Source organism: Verrucomicrobiia bacterium (genome assembly GCA_035574275.1).
In the GTDB taxonomy this organism is placed as follows: domain Bacteria; phylum Zixibacteria; class MSB-5A5; order DSPP01; family DSPP01; genus DSPP01.
The window spans coordinates 88,406-105,471 of record DATLYY010000007.1; the positions used below are offsets into that span (position 1 = coordinate 88,406).

Annotated in this window: 16 protein-coding genes; 15 read left to right on the top strand and 1 reads right to left on the bottom strand. The window is 57.8% G+C overall.

Features of this window, described 5'->3' with window-relative positions:
• Nucleotides 1-193 precede the first annotated feature (193 nt).
• From VNL73_01755 to ftsZ, 14 genes are read left to right on the top strand one after another with little or no spacing between them, the layout of a single operon-like run.
• Nucleotides 194-640 (top strand): division/cell wall cluster transcriptional repressor MraZ, encoded by a 447-nt coding sequence (locus VNL73_01755; protein HXF48135.1) that lies wholly within the window; start codon nucleotides 194-196, stop codon nucleotides 638-640.
• Between the two features lie 3 nt (nucleotides 641-643).
• The gene (rsmH, locus tag VNL73_01760) at nucleotides 644-1,546 is read left to right on the top strand and encodes a 16S rRNA (cytosine(1402)-N(4))-methyltransferase RsmH (protein HXF48136.1); all 903 of its coding nucleotides are present in this window, start codon (nucleotides 644-646) and stop codon (nucleotides 1,544-1,546) included.
• Nucleotides 1,543-1,968 (top strand): hypothetical protein, encoded by a 426-nt coding sequence (locus VNL73_01765; GenBank protein ID HXF48137.1) that lies wholly within the window; start codon nucleotides 1,543-1,545, stop codon nucleotides 1,966-1,968. Before rsmH ends, VNL73_01765 begins: the two co-directional genes overlap by 4 nt.
• Entirely contained in the window at nucleotides 1,958-3,907 is a 1,950-nt protein-coding gene (locus VNL73_01770) for a penicillin-binding protein (protein HXF48138.1), read from the top strand. Before VNL73_01765 ends, VNL73_01770 begins: the two co-directional genes overlap by 11 nt.
• The gene (locus VNL73_01775; GenBank protein ID HXF48139.1) at nucleotides 3,900-5,411 is read left to right on the top strand and encodes a UDP-N-acetylmuramoyl-L-alanyl-D-glutamate--2,6-diaminopimelate ligase; all 1,512 of its coding nucleotides are present in this window, start codon (nucleotides 3,900-3,902) and stop codon (nucleotides 5,409-5,411) included. Before VNL73_01770 ends, VNL73_01775 begins: the two co-directional genes overlap by 8 nt.
• On the top strand, nucleotides 5,392-6,855 hold the full coding sequence (murF, locus tag VNL73_01780; GenBank protein HXF48140.1) for a UDP-N-acetylmuramoyl-tripeptide--D-alanyl-D-alanine ligase: 1,464 nt from the start codon (nucleotides 5,392-5,394) through the stop codon (nucleotides 6,853-6,855). The genes VNL73_01775 and murF overlap by 20 nt, the downstream gene beginning before the upstream one ends.
• Nucleotides 6,855-7,943: a phospho-N-acetylmuramoyl-pentapeptide-transferase gene (gene mraY, locus VNL73_01785; GenBank protein HXF48141.1), complete on the top strand. Its 1,089-nt coding sequence runs from the start codon at nucleotides 6,855-6,857 to the stop codon at nucleotides 7,941-7,943. The genes murF and mraY overlap by 1 nt, the downstream gene beginning before the upstream one ends.
• The gene (murD, locus tag VNL73_01790; protein ID HXF48142.1) at nucleotides 7,943-9,343 is read left to right on the top strand and encodes a UDP-N-acetylmuramoyl-L-alanine--D-glutamate ligase; all 1,401 of its coding nucleotides are present in this window, start codon (nucleotides 7,943-7,945) and stop codon (nucleotides 9,341-9,343) included. Before mraY ends, murD begins: the two co-directional genes overlap by 1 nt.
• Entirely contained in the window at nucleotides 9,322-10,455 is a 1,134-nt protein-coding gene (gene ftsW / locus VNL73_01795) for a putative lipid II flippase FtsW (GenBank protein ID HXF48143.1), read from the top strand. The genes murD and ftsW overlap by 22 nt, the downstream gene beginning before the upstream one ends.
• The gene (murG, locus tag VNL73_01800; GenBank protein ID HXF48144.1) at nucleotides 10,448-11,587 is read left to right on the top strand and encodes an undecaprenyldiphospho-muramoylpentapeptide beta-N-acetylglucosaminyltransferase; all 1,140 of its coding nucleotides are present in this window, start codon (nucleotides 10,448-10,450) and stop codon (nucleotides 11,585-11,587) included. The genes ftsW and murG overlap by 8 nt, the downstream gene beginning before the upstream one ends.
• A complete protein-coding gene (gene murC, locus VNL73_01805; protein ID HXF48145.1) occupies nucleotides 11,581-12,999 on the top strand; it encodes a UDP-N-acetylmuramate--L-alanine ligase in 1,419 nt (472 codons plus the stop codon). Before murG ends, murC begins: the two co-directional genes overlap by 7 nt.
• Entirely contained in the window at nucleotides 12,996-13,721 is a 726-nt protein-coding gene (locus VNL73_01810; GenBank protein ID HXF48146.1) for an FtsQ-type POTRA domain-containing protein, read from the top strand. Before murC ends, VNL73_01810 begins: the two co-directional genes overlap by 4 nt.
• Nucleotides 13,718-14,938, top strand: a complete 1,221-nt coding sequence (gene ftsA / locus VNL73_01815; GenBank protein ID HXF48147.1) for a cell division protein FtsA — start codon at nucleotides 13,718-13,720, stop codon at nucleotides 14,936-14,938. The genes VNL73_01810 and ftsA overlap by 4 nt, the downstream gene beginning before the upstream one ends.
• A gap of 41 nt (nucleotides 14,939-14,979) precedes the next feature.
• Nucleotides 14,980-16,194, top strand: coding sequence for a cell division protein FtsZ (gene ftsZ, locus VNL73_01820; GenBank protein HXF48148.1), 1,215 nt, complete (start codon nucleotides 14,980-14,982; stop codon nucleotides 16,192-16,194).
• 157 nt (nucleotides 16,195-16,351) lie between these two features.
• On the opposite strand, the gene rpmB is transcribed toward ftsZ, so the two are convergent.
• On the bottom strand, nucleotides 16,352-16,570 hold the full coding sequence (rpmB, locus tag VNL73_01825) for a 50S ribosomal protein L28 (protein HXF48149.1): 219 nt from the start codon (nucleotides 16,568-16,570) through the stop codon (nucleotides 16,352-16,354).
• A 108-nt stretch (nucleotides 16,571-16,678) separates the two neighbouring features.
• Between rpmB and VNL73_01830 the strand changes: the two genes are divergently transcribed.
• A complete protein-coding gene (locus VNL73_01830) occupies nucleotides 16,679-16,822 on the top strand; it encodes a hypothetical protein (protein ID HXF48150.1) in 144 nt (47 codons plus the stop codon).
• The last annotated feature ends 244 nt before the right edge of the window (nucleotides 16,823-17,066 follow it).

Sequence of the window (17,066 nt, forward strand, 5' to 3'; positions counted from 1 at the left end):
AATTTTTTGCAAAAAACCGAGATTTTTCTTGACAAGGGAAGTGGGGAGGAATAATATGGAGTGGATTTTTTTGGGTGGAAGTGGGGAAAAGTGGTAAAGCGAAAGCGTTAGGGCGGGTTTAAAAGAAGTGAAAAAATTGGACCTTTCCGGACGTGAAGGTCTCGGATGAAAGGAAAGAGAAGCTTTTTTTCGTATGGCCGGATATACCGGGAACTACCGCACGTCGGTGGACGACAAGGGACGCATGGCCATCCCCGCCAAGCTGCGAAAGGGGGGAGGGGAGAAATTTTACCTCTCCCCCGGTTTCGGGGACTACCTCGTTCTGTATCCGGAGTCGGAGTGGGAGGGGATTGAAAAAAATCTTTCCGGGCAATCCTTCACCAAAGGGGCCTTCCGGGATTTTGCCCGCTACCTTTATGCCAACTCTCAAGAAGTCGCCCCGGACGCGCAGGGGAGAATCTTGATTCCCGCCGAGTTTCTGAAAGACGCGGGAATTTCCGGCGAGGCGATGGTTTTGGGGGTTTCCCGCTGGATGGAAATCTGGAGCCCGGCCCGCTTCAAAAATTTTACGGCCCGCATGAAGCCGAAATGGGACAAGGTGGCGGAAAAAATTCTGCCCGGGCCTTCGGGGGGAGCGTAGTGGGTGCACCGGCCGGTGCTGGTTCAGGAAGCGCTCTCGTACTGGTTCGTGCGGCCGGAGGGCGTGTACGTGGATGCGACCCTTGGAGGAGGGGGTCACACTAAGGCGCTGTTGGAACATCCCCGTTTTAGGGGGACGGTAATCGGAATCGACCGGGATAGGATGCCGGAGGAAAAGGCGTTGGAAAATCCGCGTTTTTCGTTTTACCGGGGAAATTTTGCCGGGATGCCGGACTTGCTGGCGCAAGGCGGGGTCGCCCAGCTATCCGGCATTCTCTTTGACTTCGGGTTGTCCTCCGAACAACTGGACGATCCTGCACGCGGCTTGTCCTTCCAATTGGACGGCCCGCTCGATATGCGCTTCGACCGGGAACAGCCGCTCACCGCCGAAAAAATTTTAAACGAATACCCGGAAGAAAAACTGTCTGAGATTTTTCACGGTTTTGGCGAAGAGCCAAAAGCCAGGGCGCTGGCCCGGTTTTTAGTCCGCACCCGTCAAAAAGAAAGAATAACCACAACGGGGCAACTGCGGAAGCTGTTGTTTGCTTTCTGGAGAAAACCGGATCCCCGCCGCTTTCTGGCGCGCATATTTCAGGCCCTGCGCATCGCGGTCAATGATGAATTACAAAACATCCAACGCGGACTCTCGGTTTCGCTCCCGCTTCTGGAACCGGGGGGGCGGCTGGTCGCCATTTCTTATCATTCTTTGGAAGACCGCTTGGTCAAGGATTTTTTCAGACGGGAATCATCCGATTGCATCTGCCCGCCGGGCCTGCCGGTTTGCCAATGCGGGCATCGCGCTTCTTTAAGGATTTTGACATCCAAACCGGTTGTGCCTTCGCAAAAGGAGAAGAAGGAAAACCCCCGTTCGGCATCGGCCAAGCTTCGGGCGGCCGAGAAAATATGAGACGCTTTTTTGCTTTTTATTTGTTTCTCTTCAAAACACGCCTGGCCAAGGCGTTCGGCTGCGTGGTCTTGGCGGTCGGCTTGGCGGCGGCCTATATCGGCCAGCGGGTGAAAACCTACTCCCTTTTGGAAGAAACGGCGGCCTTGGAGGCCGAAAAGCAAAAACTGGTGGAAAACATCGCCTATTTGGAGGAAGCGGTAGCCCGCGCCTCCTCCGTTGAGGCCCTGGAGCCGAAGGCGTACCCGCTGGGGCTGGAGTACCCCCGGCTGGGGCAGTTGGCGCGGCTTCCCCTTTTCCCGGTGTCGGAAGAAAATCTTTGGCAAAAATCGCTGGATGACCGGGGAATTTTGGCCCGCCTGCGGCAGAATTTCCCCTTCAAGGAGGCGGTGGTCGTAGCCCGCGAGTTCAAAAATGGCAAGTAGATTCCCAATCGGCGTTTCGAAAGGGCGCGTCAAGCTGCTTTTATCCCTTTCGCTTTTGGTCTGGGGGGCTTTGGTTTTGCGTTTGGCGCAAATCCAGATTTTCTCCGGCCCGCGCTACGCCAAGATGGCCCGGGAGCAGGAAAAAGGGGTCAAAATTCTGGCGGGCAGCCGGGGGATCATCTACGATCGGAACGGAGAGGTTTTGGCCAAAAACCTGGCCACCTATTCCTTTTTCAGCTTCGCCGAAAGCCTGCCCGCCCCCCGTTTCTTGGCCCAGAGCGTTTTCCGCGGAAAGTTATCCGAGCGGGAGCTCGCGCAGAAGAAGAAACGGAAGGGCTTCGTCTGGCTGGCGCGGGATGTGGAAAAGGGGGAGGCGGAAAAGATTTTTGCGCGGCGCCCGCGCGGCATTTACGTCACCCCCGAAGAAAAGCGGGCCTATCCGTATTACCCCCTCGGAGTGGACTGGCTGGGCTTCACCAGTGTCGATAACGCCGGTCAGTCCGGGCTGGAGCTCTTTTACGATAAGCATCTGCGTGGCGATTCCGCCCAACTCCCCCTGGTTCGGGATGCCCGCGGCCGGACTTTCTCGGTGGAGGAAAAGCAGACCCGCCCGAAAGCGGGGCAAAATTTAATCACCACCATCGATTTCCGGATGCAGTCGGTTCTCGAAGAAGAGCTGGAGCAGGCGCTAAAGAAATCCAAGTCGGCCGGCGCCTGGGGCATTTTTATGAACCCCAAAACGGGGGAAATCTGGGCGATGGCCTCCGTTCTTTCCGGAAACCCGGACCCGCGCGCCACCCGCCAGAAAAATCGGCTGGTGGCGGATCTGTTCGAGCCCGGTTCCACCTTCAAGCTCGTGACGGCGGCGGCGGCTTTGGAAAAAAAGAAATTCTCCCCCCGCTCCCTCATCAACTGCGAAAAAGGGAAGTACAAAATCGGAAAACGAACCATCCGGGATGTTCACCCCCACGAGTATTTGACCTTCGAGGATGCCGTGGTGAAATCCTCCAACATCGCGTTGGCAAAAATCGGCCTGGCCATAGGAGGGTCGGGCTTTTATGAAGCGGCCCGTAAATTCGGTTTCGGGGAAAAAACCGGCATCGACTTGCCGGGGGAGGCAAGCGGACAGTTTCCCTCCGAGGCGGCCCTTTCGCGCGAGATTCGGCTGGCCACTTGTTCCTACGGCTACGGCGCTTCGGTCACCGCGTTGCAACTCGTTTCCGCCTACGGCGCGGTGGCCAACGACGGTGTTAGGATGAAGCCTTATATCGTCAAGGAAATTCGGGACGAAAAAGGAGAATTGATCCAGCAAAATCTCCCCACGCCGATGGGGGAAGCGGTCTCCAAAAGGACGGCAGAGATGCTTCGCCGCTTTTTTTCCGGCGTGGTGGACTCCGGCACGGCCCAAGCTGCCGGTATGGAGGGCGTCACGGTCGCTGGCAAAACCGGCACCTCCAAAAAAATCGACCCCGAGACCCGGCGCTACGCCCAGGGGCGCTACGTCTCCTCCTTCGTCGGCTTTTTCCCGGCCGATTCCCCGCGGGTGGTCGGTTTTGTCGCTTTGGACGAGCCGAAGGGGGCCTACTATGGCGGCGAAGTGGCGGCGCCGATCTTCCGCAAAACGGCGGAAAAATTTTTGACCCTCTTGGACGAACCGCTCCGGCCCGGGGAGCCGAAAGAAGAATCGTTTGAGTTAATACAGCTGGCCTCCGCCGCCGGGTATAAAACGCCCCCCCCAGTCGGGAGCTGGCGGCTGGACGAAGTACCGGATTTTGCCGGCATGCCGGTGCGGTTGGCCCTGCGGGAAGCCGCCGCCCGCGGGCTTTCCGTGCGGGTAAAAGGGAAAGGAGTGGTGCGGGAGCAAAACCTGCCGCCCGGTAGCTCCATCGACCGGTCGGAGGTGGTTTTGTGCTGCCGCCCCCCCTTCACGGATGAGTGAGCTGTTTTCCGCCCCCCTGCCGGGGCCGGTCAAAAAAGAGGAAATCTTGAAAATTCTGCCGGAAGCCAAGGAAATCGGGGAACTTCCGCCGCAGTTTACGGGAGTGGAGTGCGATTCCCGCAAGGTGACCAAGGGGGCGCTTTTTTTCGCCATTCCGGGTTTCAGGCAGGACGGCCGGCAATATGTGCCGGATGCGGTGAAAAGAGGGGCCGCCGGCGTGGTCACGGTGAACTTTGGACTGGAAGCCGAAGTGGGCTGGCTGGTGGTGCCGGAGATTCGCATCGCGTTGGCAAAAGTGTCCCATTTGGCCTACCGCCACCCGGCCGACAAACTTTTGCTTTTCGGCGTTACCGGCACGAACGGCAAATCGACCGTGGCTTTTTTGATGCGGGACATTTTAAAAGAGGCCGGTATGAACCCGGCCGTTCTGGGTACCATCGCCTACGAATTTGCCGGAGCATCCATCCCGGCTTGGAACACCACGCCGGAGTCACTCGACTTGGCCCGCTTCTTCCATAATATCACCGAGCGAGGAGGAAAGGCGGCCTCCATGGAGGTCTCTTCCCACGCTTTGGCCCTGGGGCGGGTGGAGGAGATTTTGTTCGACGTCGCCGTCTTCACCAATTTGACCCGCGACCATTTGGACTTTCACAAAACGATGGAGGCCTACCGCGAGGAGAAGCTGAAACTTTTCACGCAGCATCTTAAGCCCAATGGCAAGGCGGTTTTGAACCTGGACGTCCCGGAGTTTGAATTTTTCCGCAAACTGACCAAGGGGAAGGTTTTCACCTATTCCGCCGAACATCCCACCGCCGACTTGCAGGCCGTGAAATACCGCTTCACCACGGAAGGGACGGAAATTGATTTTTCCTGCAAAGGGAAGAAGTTTTCATTGAAATCGCATCTGGTCGGTCCCTTCAACTTGCAAAACCTGCTGGCGGCCGCCGCGGCCGGGCTGGCGCACGGTTTTCCGGTCGATACCGTCCGTGTCGCTCTGGAAAAATCCCCCCCCGTGCCGGGCAGGGTGGAGCAGGTGAAAGCCGGCCAGCCGTTCATCGTGGTGGTGGATTACGCCCACACCCCGGACGGAGTGGAGCAGATTTTGAAACTGGCCCGCTTCTTCAAGCCGAAGCGGGTGTTGGTCGCTTTCGGCTGCGGCGGGGATAGAGACAAAGGCAAAAGGCCCTTGATGGCGCAGGCCGCCGAAAAGTACGCCGATTTGATATTTCTCACCTCCGACAATCCCCGCACCGAACCGCCGGAGCAAATCATCGAGGAAACCTTGTTCGGTTTTGCCGACCGCTCCAAAGTCCGAAAGATTATTGACCGGAAAGAGGCGCTTTTTGCCATGGTAGAGGAGGCGAAAGATGGGGATTTTCTGGTGGCCTGCGGGAAGGGGCACGAGACCTACCAGCAAATCGGCGAGAAAAAATTTCCGTTCGACGATAGGGAGGTTTTTCGGGAGGCCTTGAAAAAGAGAGGGTATGCTGGCGGCGGCAACTGAAAATTTGGTAAAAATGGCCAAGGAGACCCCCTCTTACCGCGTGCTCTTCGGCGAAGCGGGGGGCTTTTCCGCCGGGCAGATTGCCTGGGCGGTAAAGGGGGAGCTTTTCGGCATAAGCCAGGCGGAGCATTTTTACGCCGTCACCACCGACACCCGGCAACTGGCCCGCGGCGACATTTTCTTCTCCCTGCCGGGTGAAAAAATGGATGGGCACCAGTATCTCGAAAAAGCGTTTTCTGCCGGGGTCGGTTTGGCGGTGGTCTCCAAGACGTGGTATCTGCAAAACCGGCCGGAAGGAAAACCGTTGCTCGTTGTGCCGGACACCTTGAAGTCCTTTGGCGATTTGGCCGCCTGGTACCGGGGGCGTTTTTCCCTAAAAGTGGCCGGCATTACCGGCTCCTCCGGCAAAACCACGGCCAAAGGGATGAGTATGGCGGCTCTTGCCGCCAGCTTTCCGACCTCCGGCTCGCTCGGCAACTTCAACAATTTGATTGGTCTGCCGCTCTCGATTTTCACCTTGAATAAGGAACACAAGGCCGCCGTGTACGAAATCGGCATCTCCAAATTGGGAGAAATGGAGCGGGTGGCTTTAATCTGCCGGCCTGATTTCGGCGTCGTATTGAACATCGGCGACACCCATCTCGAGTTTTTGGGGACAAAAGAAAATGTGATGCGCGAAAAGTGCAAACTGGCGGACGCCCTTCCGCCGGGGGGAAAGTTTTTTTTGAACGCCGACGACCCCATGCTTGCCAAATTCCGTCCCCGGCCGGAGATTCAACTCTGCCGGTTCGGAATCGACAAGCCGGCCGATTATTGCGCCTCGGATTTGAAGCCGAACAAGAAGGGCGGCTATGATTTCGTTTACAACGGAAAACTCCCCGTCTCCCTATCCATAATGGGACGGCATCAAATTTACAACGCGCTGGTTGCGCTGGCGCTGGCGGAAACGATGGGCGCCGATTTGGAAAAAGGGCGCGTGGCCCTCGAAAACTTTCGGCCGGTCGCCTGGCGGATGGAACTGGAAGAAGTTGCCGGAATCTCCATTCTGAACGACAGTTATAACGCCAACCCCGACTCTATGCGGGCCGCTTTAGCCACCCTTGCGGAGCAAAAAGCGGCCCGCAGGGTGGCCTGTCTGGGGGATATGCGGGAACTGGGGGAAAAGTCGCAGGCGTTACACGCGGAAGTCGGCAAAAAAGCGGCGGAGGCAAAGCCGGATATTTTGGTGGCCATCGGGCCGAAGTCAAAAGCGCTTTCGGAAGCGGCGGTTGCTTCCGGCTTGGATGCCAAAAGGGTCTTTTGGTTTCCTGATAAAAATGAGGCGCTCGGCTTTCTCGTTGAAAATCTGCGCACAGGGGATTTCGTTTTGGTCAAGGCCTCGCGCGGAACCGGCTTGGACGTTTTGGTGCGCGGGTTGAAGGAAAATCTGGCGGGGAGGAATTGATGCTATACCATTTGCTCTATCCCCTTGCCGATACGATATCCGGTTTCAACATCTTCCGCTACATCACCTTCCGCACGGCCTACGCCACCGTGACGGCTTTGATCATCGCTTGGATTCTGGGACCGTATTTCATCCGCAAGCTGTCGGCGATGCAGCTGAAGGAAAAAATCCGGGAAGAGGGGCCGCAAAGCCACCAGTCCAAAGCCGGCACGCCGACGATGGGGGGGCTTATCATCCTCGCCGCCATCGTCATCCCGACTCTTTTGTGGGCCAATTTGACCAACCGCTACGTGCAACTCATTCTTTTGGTCACCGTCTGGACCGGGGCCATCGGTTTCATGGACGACTACCTCAAAGTCATCAAGCATCAGAAAAAGGGGATGGTGGCGCGCAAGAAACTGGCAGGGCAGATTTTGCTCGGGCTTTTGTTTGGTGCGGTTCTCTATTTTTTCCCGCCCTCCTCTGGTTTTACGCCGGATACCGAAATCCCATTTTTGAAAAACTACTATATCCCCTTCGGCCCTTTCTACATCCCATTCGTGATGCTGATTATCACCGGCGCCTCCAACGCCGTGAATTTGACCGACGGGCTGGACGGGCTGGCGATCGGTCTTTCCGGCATCTGCTTCATGGCTTTTGCCGGGCTGGCGTATCTCACCGGCCGGATCGACTGGTCGGGCTATTTGAACATCACCTATCTCGAAGGGGTTGGCGAGCTCACCATCTTCTGCGGGGCCGTAATGGGGGCGGCCTTGGGATTCCTCTGGTTTAATTCCCACCCGGCCCAGGTTTTTATGGGGGATACCGGGTCGCTGTCCCTCGGTGCGGCCTTGGGGGCCTGCGCGGTTCTAATCAAAAAGGAAATGCTTTTGGTGATTCTGGGGGGCGTTTTCGTTCTGGAAGCGCTTTCCGTGATTTTACAGGTCGCCTCGTTCAAGCTTCGCGGAGGCAAGCGCATCTTCAAAATGGCGCCGCTGCATCACCATTACGAGCTTTCCGGCTGGGCGGAGCCGAAGGTGGTGGTGCGCTTCTGGATTCTGGGGGCGCTTTTCGCCCTGTTGTCCTTCAGCACGCTGAAAATCAGATAATGCCGAACCGACCGGAAAGAATTAAGGGGAAAAAAGTCACCGTTCTCGGAATGGCCCGCTCGGGCCTGGCTTTGGCCCGGCTGGTGAAGGATTTCGGCGGGACGCCTTTCGTTTCCGACCAAAAACCGGCCGCCGCTTTGTCCGAGCCGATTACCGAATTGGAGAAATTAAAAGTGGCCTACGAAACGGGCGGTCATACTTCCGCCTGCTGGGAAGGGAAGGATTTTCTGGTGATTAGCCCTGGCGTCCCTAAGGACGCCCCGATTCTTCTGGAAGTACAAAAGCGGGCGTTGCCGGTTTTCGGCGAAGTGGAGGTGGCCTACTGGCTTTGCCAGTCGCCCATTGCCGCCGTCACCGGTTCCAACGGGAAGACCACGACAACCGCCTTGCTGGGAAATATTTTTTACTCCGCCGGTGTTTCCAGCCGGGTGGCGGGCAACATTGGCCTGCCGTTTTCCGCCGTGGTGGCTGAAAAGAAAAAATATGAAATGATTGTTTTGGAAATTTCCTCTTTCCAATTGGAGTACATCGAGGAGTTTGCGCCGGAGCTTTCGCTCTTTTTGAACCTTTCCCCCGACCACCTGGACCGTTACGCCTCATACGAGGAGTACCGGGCCGCCAAGTTGCGGATTTTCGAAAACTTCGCCCCCGGTAAAAAGACCGTGGTGAACTACGACGATGCTTTTTTGCGGAAGTACGCCCGAAAGCTGAAGGGGGACGTGTATTACTTTTCAATGAAGGAAAAAGTGCCGCAGGGGGCGTATCTCGAGGGGGAAACTTTGGTTTTTACGGGCCCCCAAGGGAAAATTCCCCTGGTAAAAAGAGGCGAAATTCCCATCAAGGGGCCACACAACTGCGCCAATGCCCTGGCGGCCGCCGCCGCGGCACTGGCTTGGGGGTTGCCCGCCGAAGGCGTCAAAAAAGGGCTTCTGACATTCCAAGGCGTGCCGCACCGCTTGGAGCCGGTGGCAACCGTCAATGGCGTTGCCTTTGTCAACGACTCCAAGGCCACTAACGTCGATTCGGTCTGGTACGCCCTGCAGTCGGTAACCCCCCCCATTGTCTGGATTGCCGGCGGCAAGGATAAGGGAGGGAGCTATGCGCCGTTACGGGAGCTTTTTCCCAAGCGGGTCAAGGCGATGGTCCTGATTGGTCAGGCCCGCTCCCTCATTCGCAAGGCGCTGGAGGATTTGGCGCCGGCCTATGAGACGAGGACTTTGCCGGAGGCGGTGGAGAAGGCGTATGAGCTCGCCTCCGAGGGGGACACCGTGCTGCTTTCGCCGGCCTGCTCCTCCTTCGATATGTTCACCAACTTCGAGGAGCGGGGAGAGGTTTTCAAGAAATCGGTTCTGGAATTGAAACGGAAAACGGAGAACAAATGGAAAACCGCTGGGGCTTAGATTTCTTTCTGCTCACCGTGGTTCTGATTCTCCTCACGGTTGGGGTGGTGATGGTTTATTCCGCCTCCCATTTCATCGCGGAAAAGAAATTCGACACCCCGCACTTCTTTTTGCTCCGCCAAGTGGTTTGGAGCATCATTGCACTCGGCGCCGTTCTTGTTTTGTCGCGCATCGATTATCATTTGTACCGCCGGATCGCCCTGCCTCTTCTGATAGTTGGTTTTCTGCTTTTGGTTCTGGTTTTGTTTTCCCGTCCCATCAAGGGGGCCCACCGCTGGATTTCTTTCCGGGGTTTCCAGTTCCAGCCCTCGGAGTTTTTCAAGTTCGTTCTCGCCATTTATCTGGCCCATTCGCTGGCCAAGCGGGCCGGCAAGCTGGAGAACTGGCGCTATTTGTTGATTCCCTATGCGCCGATACTCCTTTTGGCCTTCGTTCTGATAATGAAGGAACCGGATTTGGGGACTTTTATGACCATCGCGGTGATGACCTTCCTGGGCCTTTTCGTCGTGGGGGCCCGGCTCAAGCACTTGGCGTTTGTCACCTTTCCGGTCGTAGCGCTGGCGGCAATTCTGGTCTTCGGCTTCGGTTACAAAAAAACGCGGGTTTTGGACTATTCCCGCTCCTTCCACGACCCGACTTTGGGGAGCTATCAGGTCAAGCAGGCGACTCTGGCCCTGGGCTCCGGCGGTTTTTTCGGCCGCGGCTTGGGCGAGGGGCGGCAGAAGATGTTTTATCTGCCGGAGCCGCACACCGACTTCATCTTCGCCTCCATCGGCGAAGAGGGGGGGTTCGTCGGGCTGGTTTTGCTTCTTTTCGCTTTCTTGGTGCTCATCTGGCGGGGCTGGATGATCGCCGCCCGCGCGCCGGACGTCTTCGGTTTTTTGCTGGCTTTCATTTTGACCGCGTCGATTTTCGTCGCGGTGGTGTTGAACCTTGCCGTGGTGACCGGCCTCGTGCCGACCACCGGCATCCCGCTTCCTTTTTTGAGCTACGGCGGCAGCTCGCTTTTGGTCACCGCCATGGGAATCGGCGTGCTTTTGAACATCGCCGCCCAGACCAAACTGTTCGAAGCGGCCCGCGCCGGAAGAGAAAGGAGAAGCTTCTTTGCCTAAAATCCTTTTTGCCGGCGGCGGCACGGGAGGGCACATCTATCCCGCGATAGCGATGGCGCAGGAGCTGGTTTCGCGCCAAGCCGGTTTTACGCCGGTTTTCGTCGGGCGGACCGGCGGGCCGGAGGAAAAAATCGTGCCGCAGGCGGGGTTTGAACTTTTCACGCTCAAAATCTCCGGCCTGGCCCGTTTCTGGTCGCTCTCAAACTTTTTGTTTCCGCTGCGGCTTTTGCGGTCTCTTTTGGGTGCGCGCCGGCTTTTGAACCAGCTCCGACCGCTGGTCGTGGTCGGCACCGGCGGCTACGTCTCCTTCCCGGTCCTCTTTTGGGCGCAGTGGAAACGGGCGCCGAACATCGTGCAGGAGCAGAATTCCGTTCCGGGACTGGTCACCCGCCTGCTCGCGCCGCGGGCGAACGTCGTCTTCCTCGGATTCCCCGAATCCGGGGAATATTTCTCCCGGCTGGAAAACCTGCTTTTCACCGGCAACCCGGTTCGCAGGGATTTGGCCAAATCCCGTGAAGAAGGGGCGAAGGTTTTTGGGTTGTCTCCCAACAAAGAAACGGTATTTGTCTTTGGCGGCAGTCAGGGGTCGCGGAAATTAAACGAAGCGGTGCGGAGCTGGATTTCCTCCGGAAATTTGGGGGATGTCCAACTCCTCTGGCAGACCGGGCCGAAATGGTTTGCCGAAAACCAGAGCGCATTGTCCCAAAATCCTTCCGGTGTAGCCGTCTTCCCCTATATCGATGATATGGCGGCGGCCTATGCTTGTTCCGATTTGGTGGTTTGCCGGGCTGGAGCGCTCTCGATCGCCGAACTCACCGTTTTGGGAAAGCCCTCGATTCTGGTTCCCTACGAACTGGCCGCCGCCGACCACCAAACCAAAAACGCCGAGGCGCTGGCCCAAACGGGCGGAGCGGTGGTGTTGAAGGAAGCGGATCTGGGGGGGCTGCCGGAAAAAATTATGAATCTCTTGAAAAACGCCGCCGAGCTGAAAAAGATGGGAGGGCGCGCCCGCGCCTTCGGCAAGCCGGAAGCGGCGCGGCAGATGGTGGATGAAATCTTGAAACTGGCCAATCCGGTGAAGCCCTTTCTGCCCGAACCGGAAAAACCAAGCCCGAAGGGGGTGAAATGCTGACGATGGTCAAGGAAAAACGCTCCGTGCTTCCGGTTCTGCGCAAAATCCGCTCGCTCCATTTCGTCGGTATCGGCGGCACGGGGATGTGCGGGATGGCGGAAGTGCTGTTCAATCTGGGCTACCGGGTCACCGGCTCCGATCTGGCCCCCTCGGAAGCGACCGACCGGCTCATCAAACTGGGCATTCCGGTGGCCTTCGGCCACAAGCCGGAAAACATCTTCGGCGCCAACGTGGTGGTTATCTCGTCGGCCGTGAAGGAAGAAAATCCGGAAATCCGGGCGGCCCGCAAGGAGAAAATCCCGGTCATCCGCCGGGCGGAGATGTTGGGGGAGCTGATGCGGATGAAGTTTGGCATCGCCGTCTCCGGCACGCACGGCAAAACCACCACCACTTCAATGATCGGGCAGATTCTTTCCTCGGCGGGCCTCGACCCCACCATTGTGGTCGGCGGCCGGGTCGTGAATCTCGATACGCACGCCAAGCTGGGGCAGGGGGAGTTTATGGTGGCGGAGGCGGATGAATACGACCGCTCCTTTTTGATGCTCTCCCCCCATATCGCCGTGGCCACCAATCTGGAAGCGGACCATCTGGATTACTACAAGAATCTGGACGAAATCAAAGAGGCGTTCGTGCAGTTTTTGAACCGGGTTCCCTTCTACGGGACGATTATCCTCTGCGCGGACGAGCCGAACCTGCGGCTGATTGAACCGTTGCTCACCCGCCCCGTTCTGCGCTATGGCATTACCTGCCCGGCCAGGGACTGCGATTTCTGGGGGGAGGATGTTCAAATGGAGGGGTTGGAGACCCATTTCGTCATCAAAACAAAGCTCGGCGAGACGCAGCCGATTACCTTGCATGTTCCCGGTTTGCACAACGTCAAAAACGCTCTCGCCACGGCCGTCGTGGGGCGGGAGATTGGGATGGGTTGGGATAAAATCGCCGCCGGTCTTTCGGAATTCCGCGGCGTGAGAAGAAGATTCGAGATTAAAGGGAAGGGGCGCGGGGTGATTGTGGTGGACGACTACGCCCACCACCCGACTGAACTGGAGACCACCATCCGAGCCGCCCGCGCCGCCTTCCCGAAAAATCGGTTAATCGCGGTTTTCCAGCCGCATCTTTTTTCCCGCACGCGGGATTTCGCCCTGGAGTTCGCCGTGGCGCTCTCGCATGCCGACCGGGCCGTGGTGACCGAAATCTATCCCTCCCGCGAGCAGCCGATTCCGGGGGTCACGTCGGCCTTGATTTTGGAGGGATTCGAGAAAGTGGGGTACAAGAACTTTGAATTCGTTCCCAAATGGGAGGATGTGCCAAACTTTCTGTTTCCGCAACTCACGGAGGGGGATTTGGTCATTACGCTGGGGGCCGGCTCCATTTACCGGGCAGGCGAAAAACTGGTGGAGCTTTTGAAATGAGACGCAAACTGCGGAACGCCGGGTTGGGCATTCTTCTTTGCCTGTTCATTCTCCCCTGGTATTTCTATTTCGGCCCGCAAGCGCCGGAAATCGCCCGGATTGTGGTGGAGGGGACGGAGACCGTCCCGCCGCGGGAGATCGCCCGGAAGCTGACCGATTTGAAGGGGAAGCCCTTCTCCGGCTTCTCCACCAAGCTGGCGGCGCAGGAGGTCTTGAAAGACCCGCGCATCGAAAAAACATCCGTGCGCTTCGCCTTTCCCAACAAACTGGTGGTCCGGGTGAAGGAGAAAAAATTCGATTATCTGCTTGTCTCCAACGAGCTTTTCGGCCTCTCGGAAAAAATGGAGATTTTTCCCCTGGGCGACAGCGTAAAAACGGGCGACCGGCTCGTGATTTCCGGCTGCGGCACCTTTACCGGCTGGTACTACCGGCCGACTAAAACGCCGGCCTTCGGCCGGGTTTCCAATTTTCTGGCCTCCGTCCGCAAGGAGTTTCCGGAATTCCTGGATCGTGTTTCCCAGTTCGATTTCGAGGACCCGAACAATGTGAAAGCCTATTTGCAGCAGGGGGGTACGGAGATCAGTTTGGGCGCCGCGCCGTTTGAGCCGAAGCTTCTGCTTTTAAAACAGATGGCCGCCTCGGGCTTCCCGGCCGGGAATCTGGATTTGCGCCAGAAAAACGCGGTGTACGGCTTTGTCGGTGTGCCGGAGGAAAACAAATGAAGCGGACGGTTGTCTGCGCTTTGGACGTCGGCTCCACCAAAGTCACCGCGGCGGTGATGGAAACGCCGGAAGACCGCCGCCCCCGCTTGGTCGGGCTCGGTGTAGCCCCCACCCGCGGCGTCAAGCGGGGGGTGGTGGTTGATCTGTTCGGCGCGGTCGATTCCATCCGCCGGGCTTTGCGGGACGCCGAGATGATTCTGGGGGAGCCGATTTCGCTCGTGGTGGTCGGCATTGCCGGAGAACACTTGAAAAGTTTGCATTCGCGCGGGGGGGTCTCTGTAGGCCATTCTGGATTGGGCATCAGCGAGCAGGATTTGGAACGGGCCGTGGCGCAGGCGCGCGCCGTGACTTTGCCGCACGACCGGGAAATCTTTCACACCATTCCGTTCGAATACGTATTGGACGGCCAGCCGGGAATCAAGGACCCGCGGGGGATGTCCGGCTTCCGGCTGGAAGCGGACGTGCATCTGGTGACCGGCTCCACCACGGCGGCCCAGAATTTGTACCGCTGCGTGGAAAAAGCGGAGGTGGAACCGTGCGATTTGGTGCTTTCCATTTTGGGCGCGGCGGAAACGGTTCTGGCCCCCACCGAAAAACAGCGGGGGGCGGTTCTTTTGGATATCGGCGGCGCGGCGACCCACATGGCGGTTTTTCTGGACGGGGAGCTTTTGCACACCTTCGTCATTCCGCTCGGCGGCGGCAACGTCACCAACGATGTCGCCATCGGGCTGCGGTTGGAGCCGCCGGAGGCGGAGGAGTTGAAGAAGAGTTTCGGCGTTGCCAGTTCCCATCTGGTTGACCCCGAGGAGGTTTTGGTTCTTCCGCCCTCCGCCGGGCGGGGGGAGCGGAAGATATCCCATTCGATTCTGGCCTCCATCATCGAGCCGCGGATGGAGGAGATTTACGGACTGGCCCTGCGGGAAATGCGCTCGCTCGGACTCACCGAATTTTTGACCGGCGGCGTGGTTTTGACCGGCGGCGGCGCGATGCTGGCGGGGGCGGCCCGGCTGGCGGAGGAGATTTTCGATCTGCCGGCGCGGGTCGGCGTGCCCAAAGGGTTCGGCGGTTCCATCGAGCAGGCGGTAAATCCCCAGTACGCCACGGCGGTCGGGCTGGCGCTCTACGCCTCCGGCCACCAACTCGGGCAGAAAAAGCCGCGCGGCAAGGTTTTCGGCCTTTTCGAAAAAACGATGGATTGGATGAAGGAATATTTGTGAAAAAAAGCGTAAACGTAAACCACAAACCAATAGGAGAGGGTATGGAGAAAGTCACTACCAATCCGGCCGAAATGTTCATCGATTTCGACCTGGAGGCGCTTTCCGGCGCCAAAATAAAAGTGGTCGGGGTCGGCGGGGCGGGGGGGAACGCCGTCAACCGGATGATTGAAGGAGGATTGAAGGGGGTCGATTTCATCACTATCAACACGGACAACCAGGTGCTGGAATCGTCGCTTGCGCCGCACAAAATTCAAATCGGCTCCAAAATCACCCGCGGATTAGGGGCGGGAGCGCGTCCCGAAGTGGGCCGGCAGGCGATTGAAGAAAGCCGGGATTTGGTTTCCGAATTTTTGGCCGGTTCCGATATGGTTTTCGTCACCGCCGGCATGGGGGGCGGGACGGGAACGGGGGCGGCCCCCATCGTGGCGGAAATCGCCAAGGAATCGGGCGCGCTCGCGGTCGCCATCGTCACCAAGCCGTTCGAATTCGAAGGAAAAAAGAGGATGAGCCGGGCCTTGGACGGCCTGGACGAGCTGAAATCCCGCGTGGATACGCTCATCGTCATCCCCAACCAGCGTCTTTTGTCGCTCGTGGCGGCGGATACGCCTTTGACGGCGGCTTTTTACAAGGCGGATGAGGTTTTGATGCAGGCCACGAAGGGGATTTCCGAGCTGATTACGGTTCCGGGGTTGATCAACTGCGATTTTGCCGACGTCAGAACCGTCATGGCGGAATCGGGCGACGCCATCATGGGCACGGGGGTGGGGCACGGGCCGAACAAGGGGGAGGAAGCGGCCAGGCAGGCGATTGCCAGCCCGCTTTTGGACAACGTTTCCATCCTGGGCGCCAAAGGGGTGTTGATGAACATCACCGGCGGAAAGGATGTCACGCTCGCCGAAGTGAACGAAGCGACTTCGGTCGTTTATGAAGCCGTCGGCGCGGATGCCAACATCATCTTCGGGGCGGTGATTGACCCGACCTTGAAGGATGAGATGCGCGTTACCGTGATTGCCACCGGATTTATCGGCGGGTCGGGCGGGGCGACGATGGAGGTGGTGGGGGCGAACGTTTCCGACCTTTTCACTTCTGCGCGGCATAAGCTGGGATTGGACAAAATCGGGGTGACCAGCCATCCCTCCATGAACGGGGCGGGGATGGATGCGCCGATTGCGCTGCCGAAAAAAGAGGCGATGGACCCGAACAACCCGGAAGTGCCGGCGTTTTTGCGCAAGCAGATGAACGGGAAGCGATATTAACCTCTCCCTGAACCTTTCTCCTACGAGGAGAGGGGACAAGAGAGAAAAAAACGAATGAACGGGAAAAGATACTGATCTGTCCCCCGGAAGGGGGACGGCTCGAAGGGCCGGGGGAAACGGAGTTTTGCCCCGGCCCTTTCCCTTTTATGGGGATAAATTACGCTTCGGCGGCGGCTTTGGGGCGGTGGGTGACTTTCAACACCTTGCCCGCCTTTAGACAGGAGCTGCAGACCCGGAGGCGCTTGTGGACGCCGTTCAAATTGGCGCGGACGGGGTGCAGATTGGGGAAAAAGCGCCGGCGCGATTTGTTGTTCGCGTGGCTGACGGTGTGTCCGTTCTGGGCGCTCTTGCCGCAAATATCACATACTTTCATAATCGTTTCCTCTCAACGAGAAGGGGAATTTAATGATTTTTTCGGGAAAGGCAAGGGCTTGCGACCGGGGGGAATTTGAGCTACCTTGGGGGGACAAAAAAGGAGAAGGAAATGAAAAAATTCACCGAGATGACGGGGGATGAATTCGTTGCGATGATTCAGGCGGAAGAGAAGCACCGGGAGCGGGAGGCGCGGAGGTCGAAGGGGAGCGGGATAAAACCCTCCAAGAAACGGCTTAAACGGAGGAACCGATAGAAAGACAGAGATCGGAGATTAGGGATTAGTGAAAGGCAAAAACAGTGGGGAAAAAGTTGTGAATTTGGAAAAATGGGCAAAAAAAGGGGGTGTAAATTTGGGGGGGCTGCAAAATCGGGGGGATTTTGCAGGGGAAAATGCAACCTCCCCTTAATCCCCTCCTTCGTAAGGAGGGGAGGAAAGACAACCTCTCCCTGACCCTCTCCTACAAGGAGAGGGGACAAGACGAAGCAGATTCCACTCC

Coding starts and splice junctions, on each gene's coding strand:
- murF (HXF48140.1), top strand. CDS start 5,392: ATGCTGGCGGCGGCAACTGAAAATTTGGTAAAAATGGCCAAGGAGACC.
- VNL73_01810 (HXF48146.1), top strand. CDS start 12,996: ATGAGACGCAAACTGCGGAACGCCGGGTTGGGCATTCTTCTTTGCCTG.
- VNL73_01770 (HXF48138.1), top strand. CDS start 1,958: ATGGCAAGTAGATTCCCAATCGGCGTTTCGAAAGGGCGCGTCAAGCTG.
- VNL73_01775 (HXF48139.1), top strand. CDS start 3,900: ATGAGTGAGCTGTTTTCCGCCCCCCTGCCGGGGCCGGTCAAAAAAGAG.
- VNL73_01755 (HXF48135.1), top strand. CDS start 194: ATGGCCGGATATACCGGGAACTACCGCACGTCGGTGGACGACAAGGGA.
- ftsZ (HXF48148.1), top strand. CDS start 14,980: ATGGAGAAAGTCACTACCAATCCGGCCGAAATGTTCATCGATTTCGAC.
- VNL73_01830 (HXF48150.1), top strand. CDS start 16,679: ATGAAAAAATTCACCGAGATGACGGGGGATGAATTCGTTGCGATGATT.
- VNL73_01765 (HXF48137.1), top strand. CDS start 1,543: ATGAGACGCTTTTTTGCTTTTTATTTGTTTCTCTTCAAAACACGCCTG.
- murD (HXF48142.1), top strand. CDS start 7,943: ATGCCGAACCGACCGGAAAGAATTAAGGGGAAAAAAGTCACCGTTCTC.
- murC (HXF48145.1), top strand. CDS start 11,581: ATGCTGACGATGGTCAAGGAAAAACGCTCCGTGCTTCCGGTTCTGCGC.
- ftsA (HXF48147.1), top strand. CDS start 13,718: ATGAAGCGGACGGTTGTCTGCGCTTTGGACGTCGGCTCCACCAAAGTC.
- mraY (HXF48141.1), top strand. CDS start 6,855: ATGCTATACCATTTGCTCTATCCCCTTGCCGATACGATATCCGGTTTC.
- ftsW (HXF48143.1), top strand. CDS start 9,322: ATGGAAAACCGCTGGGGCTTAGATTTCTTTCTGCTCACCGTGGTTCTG.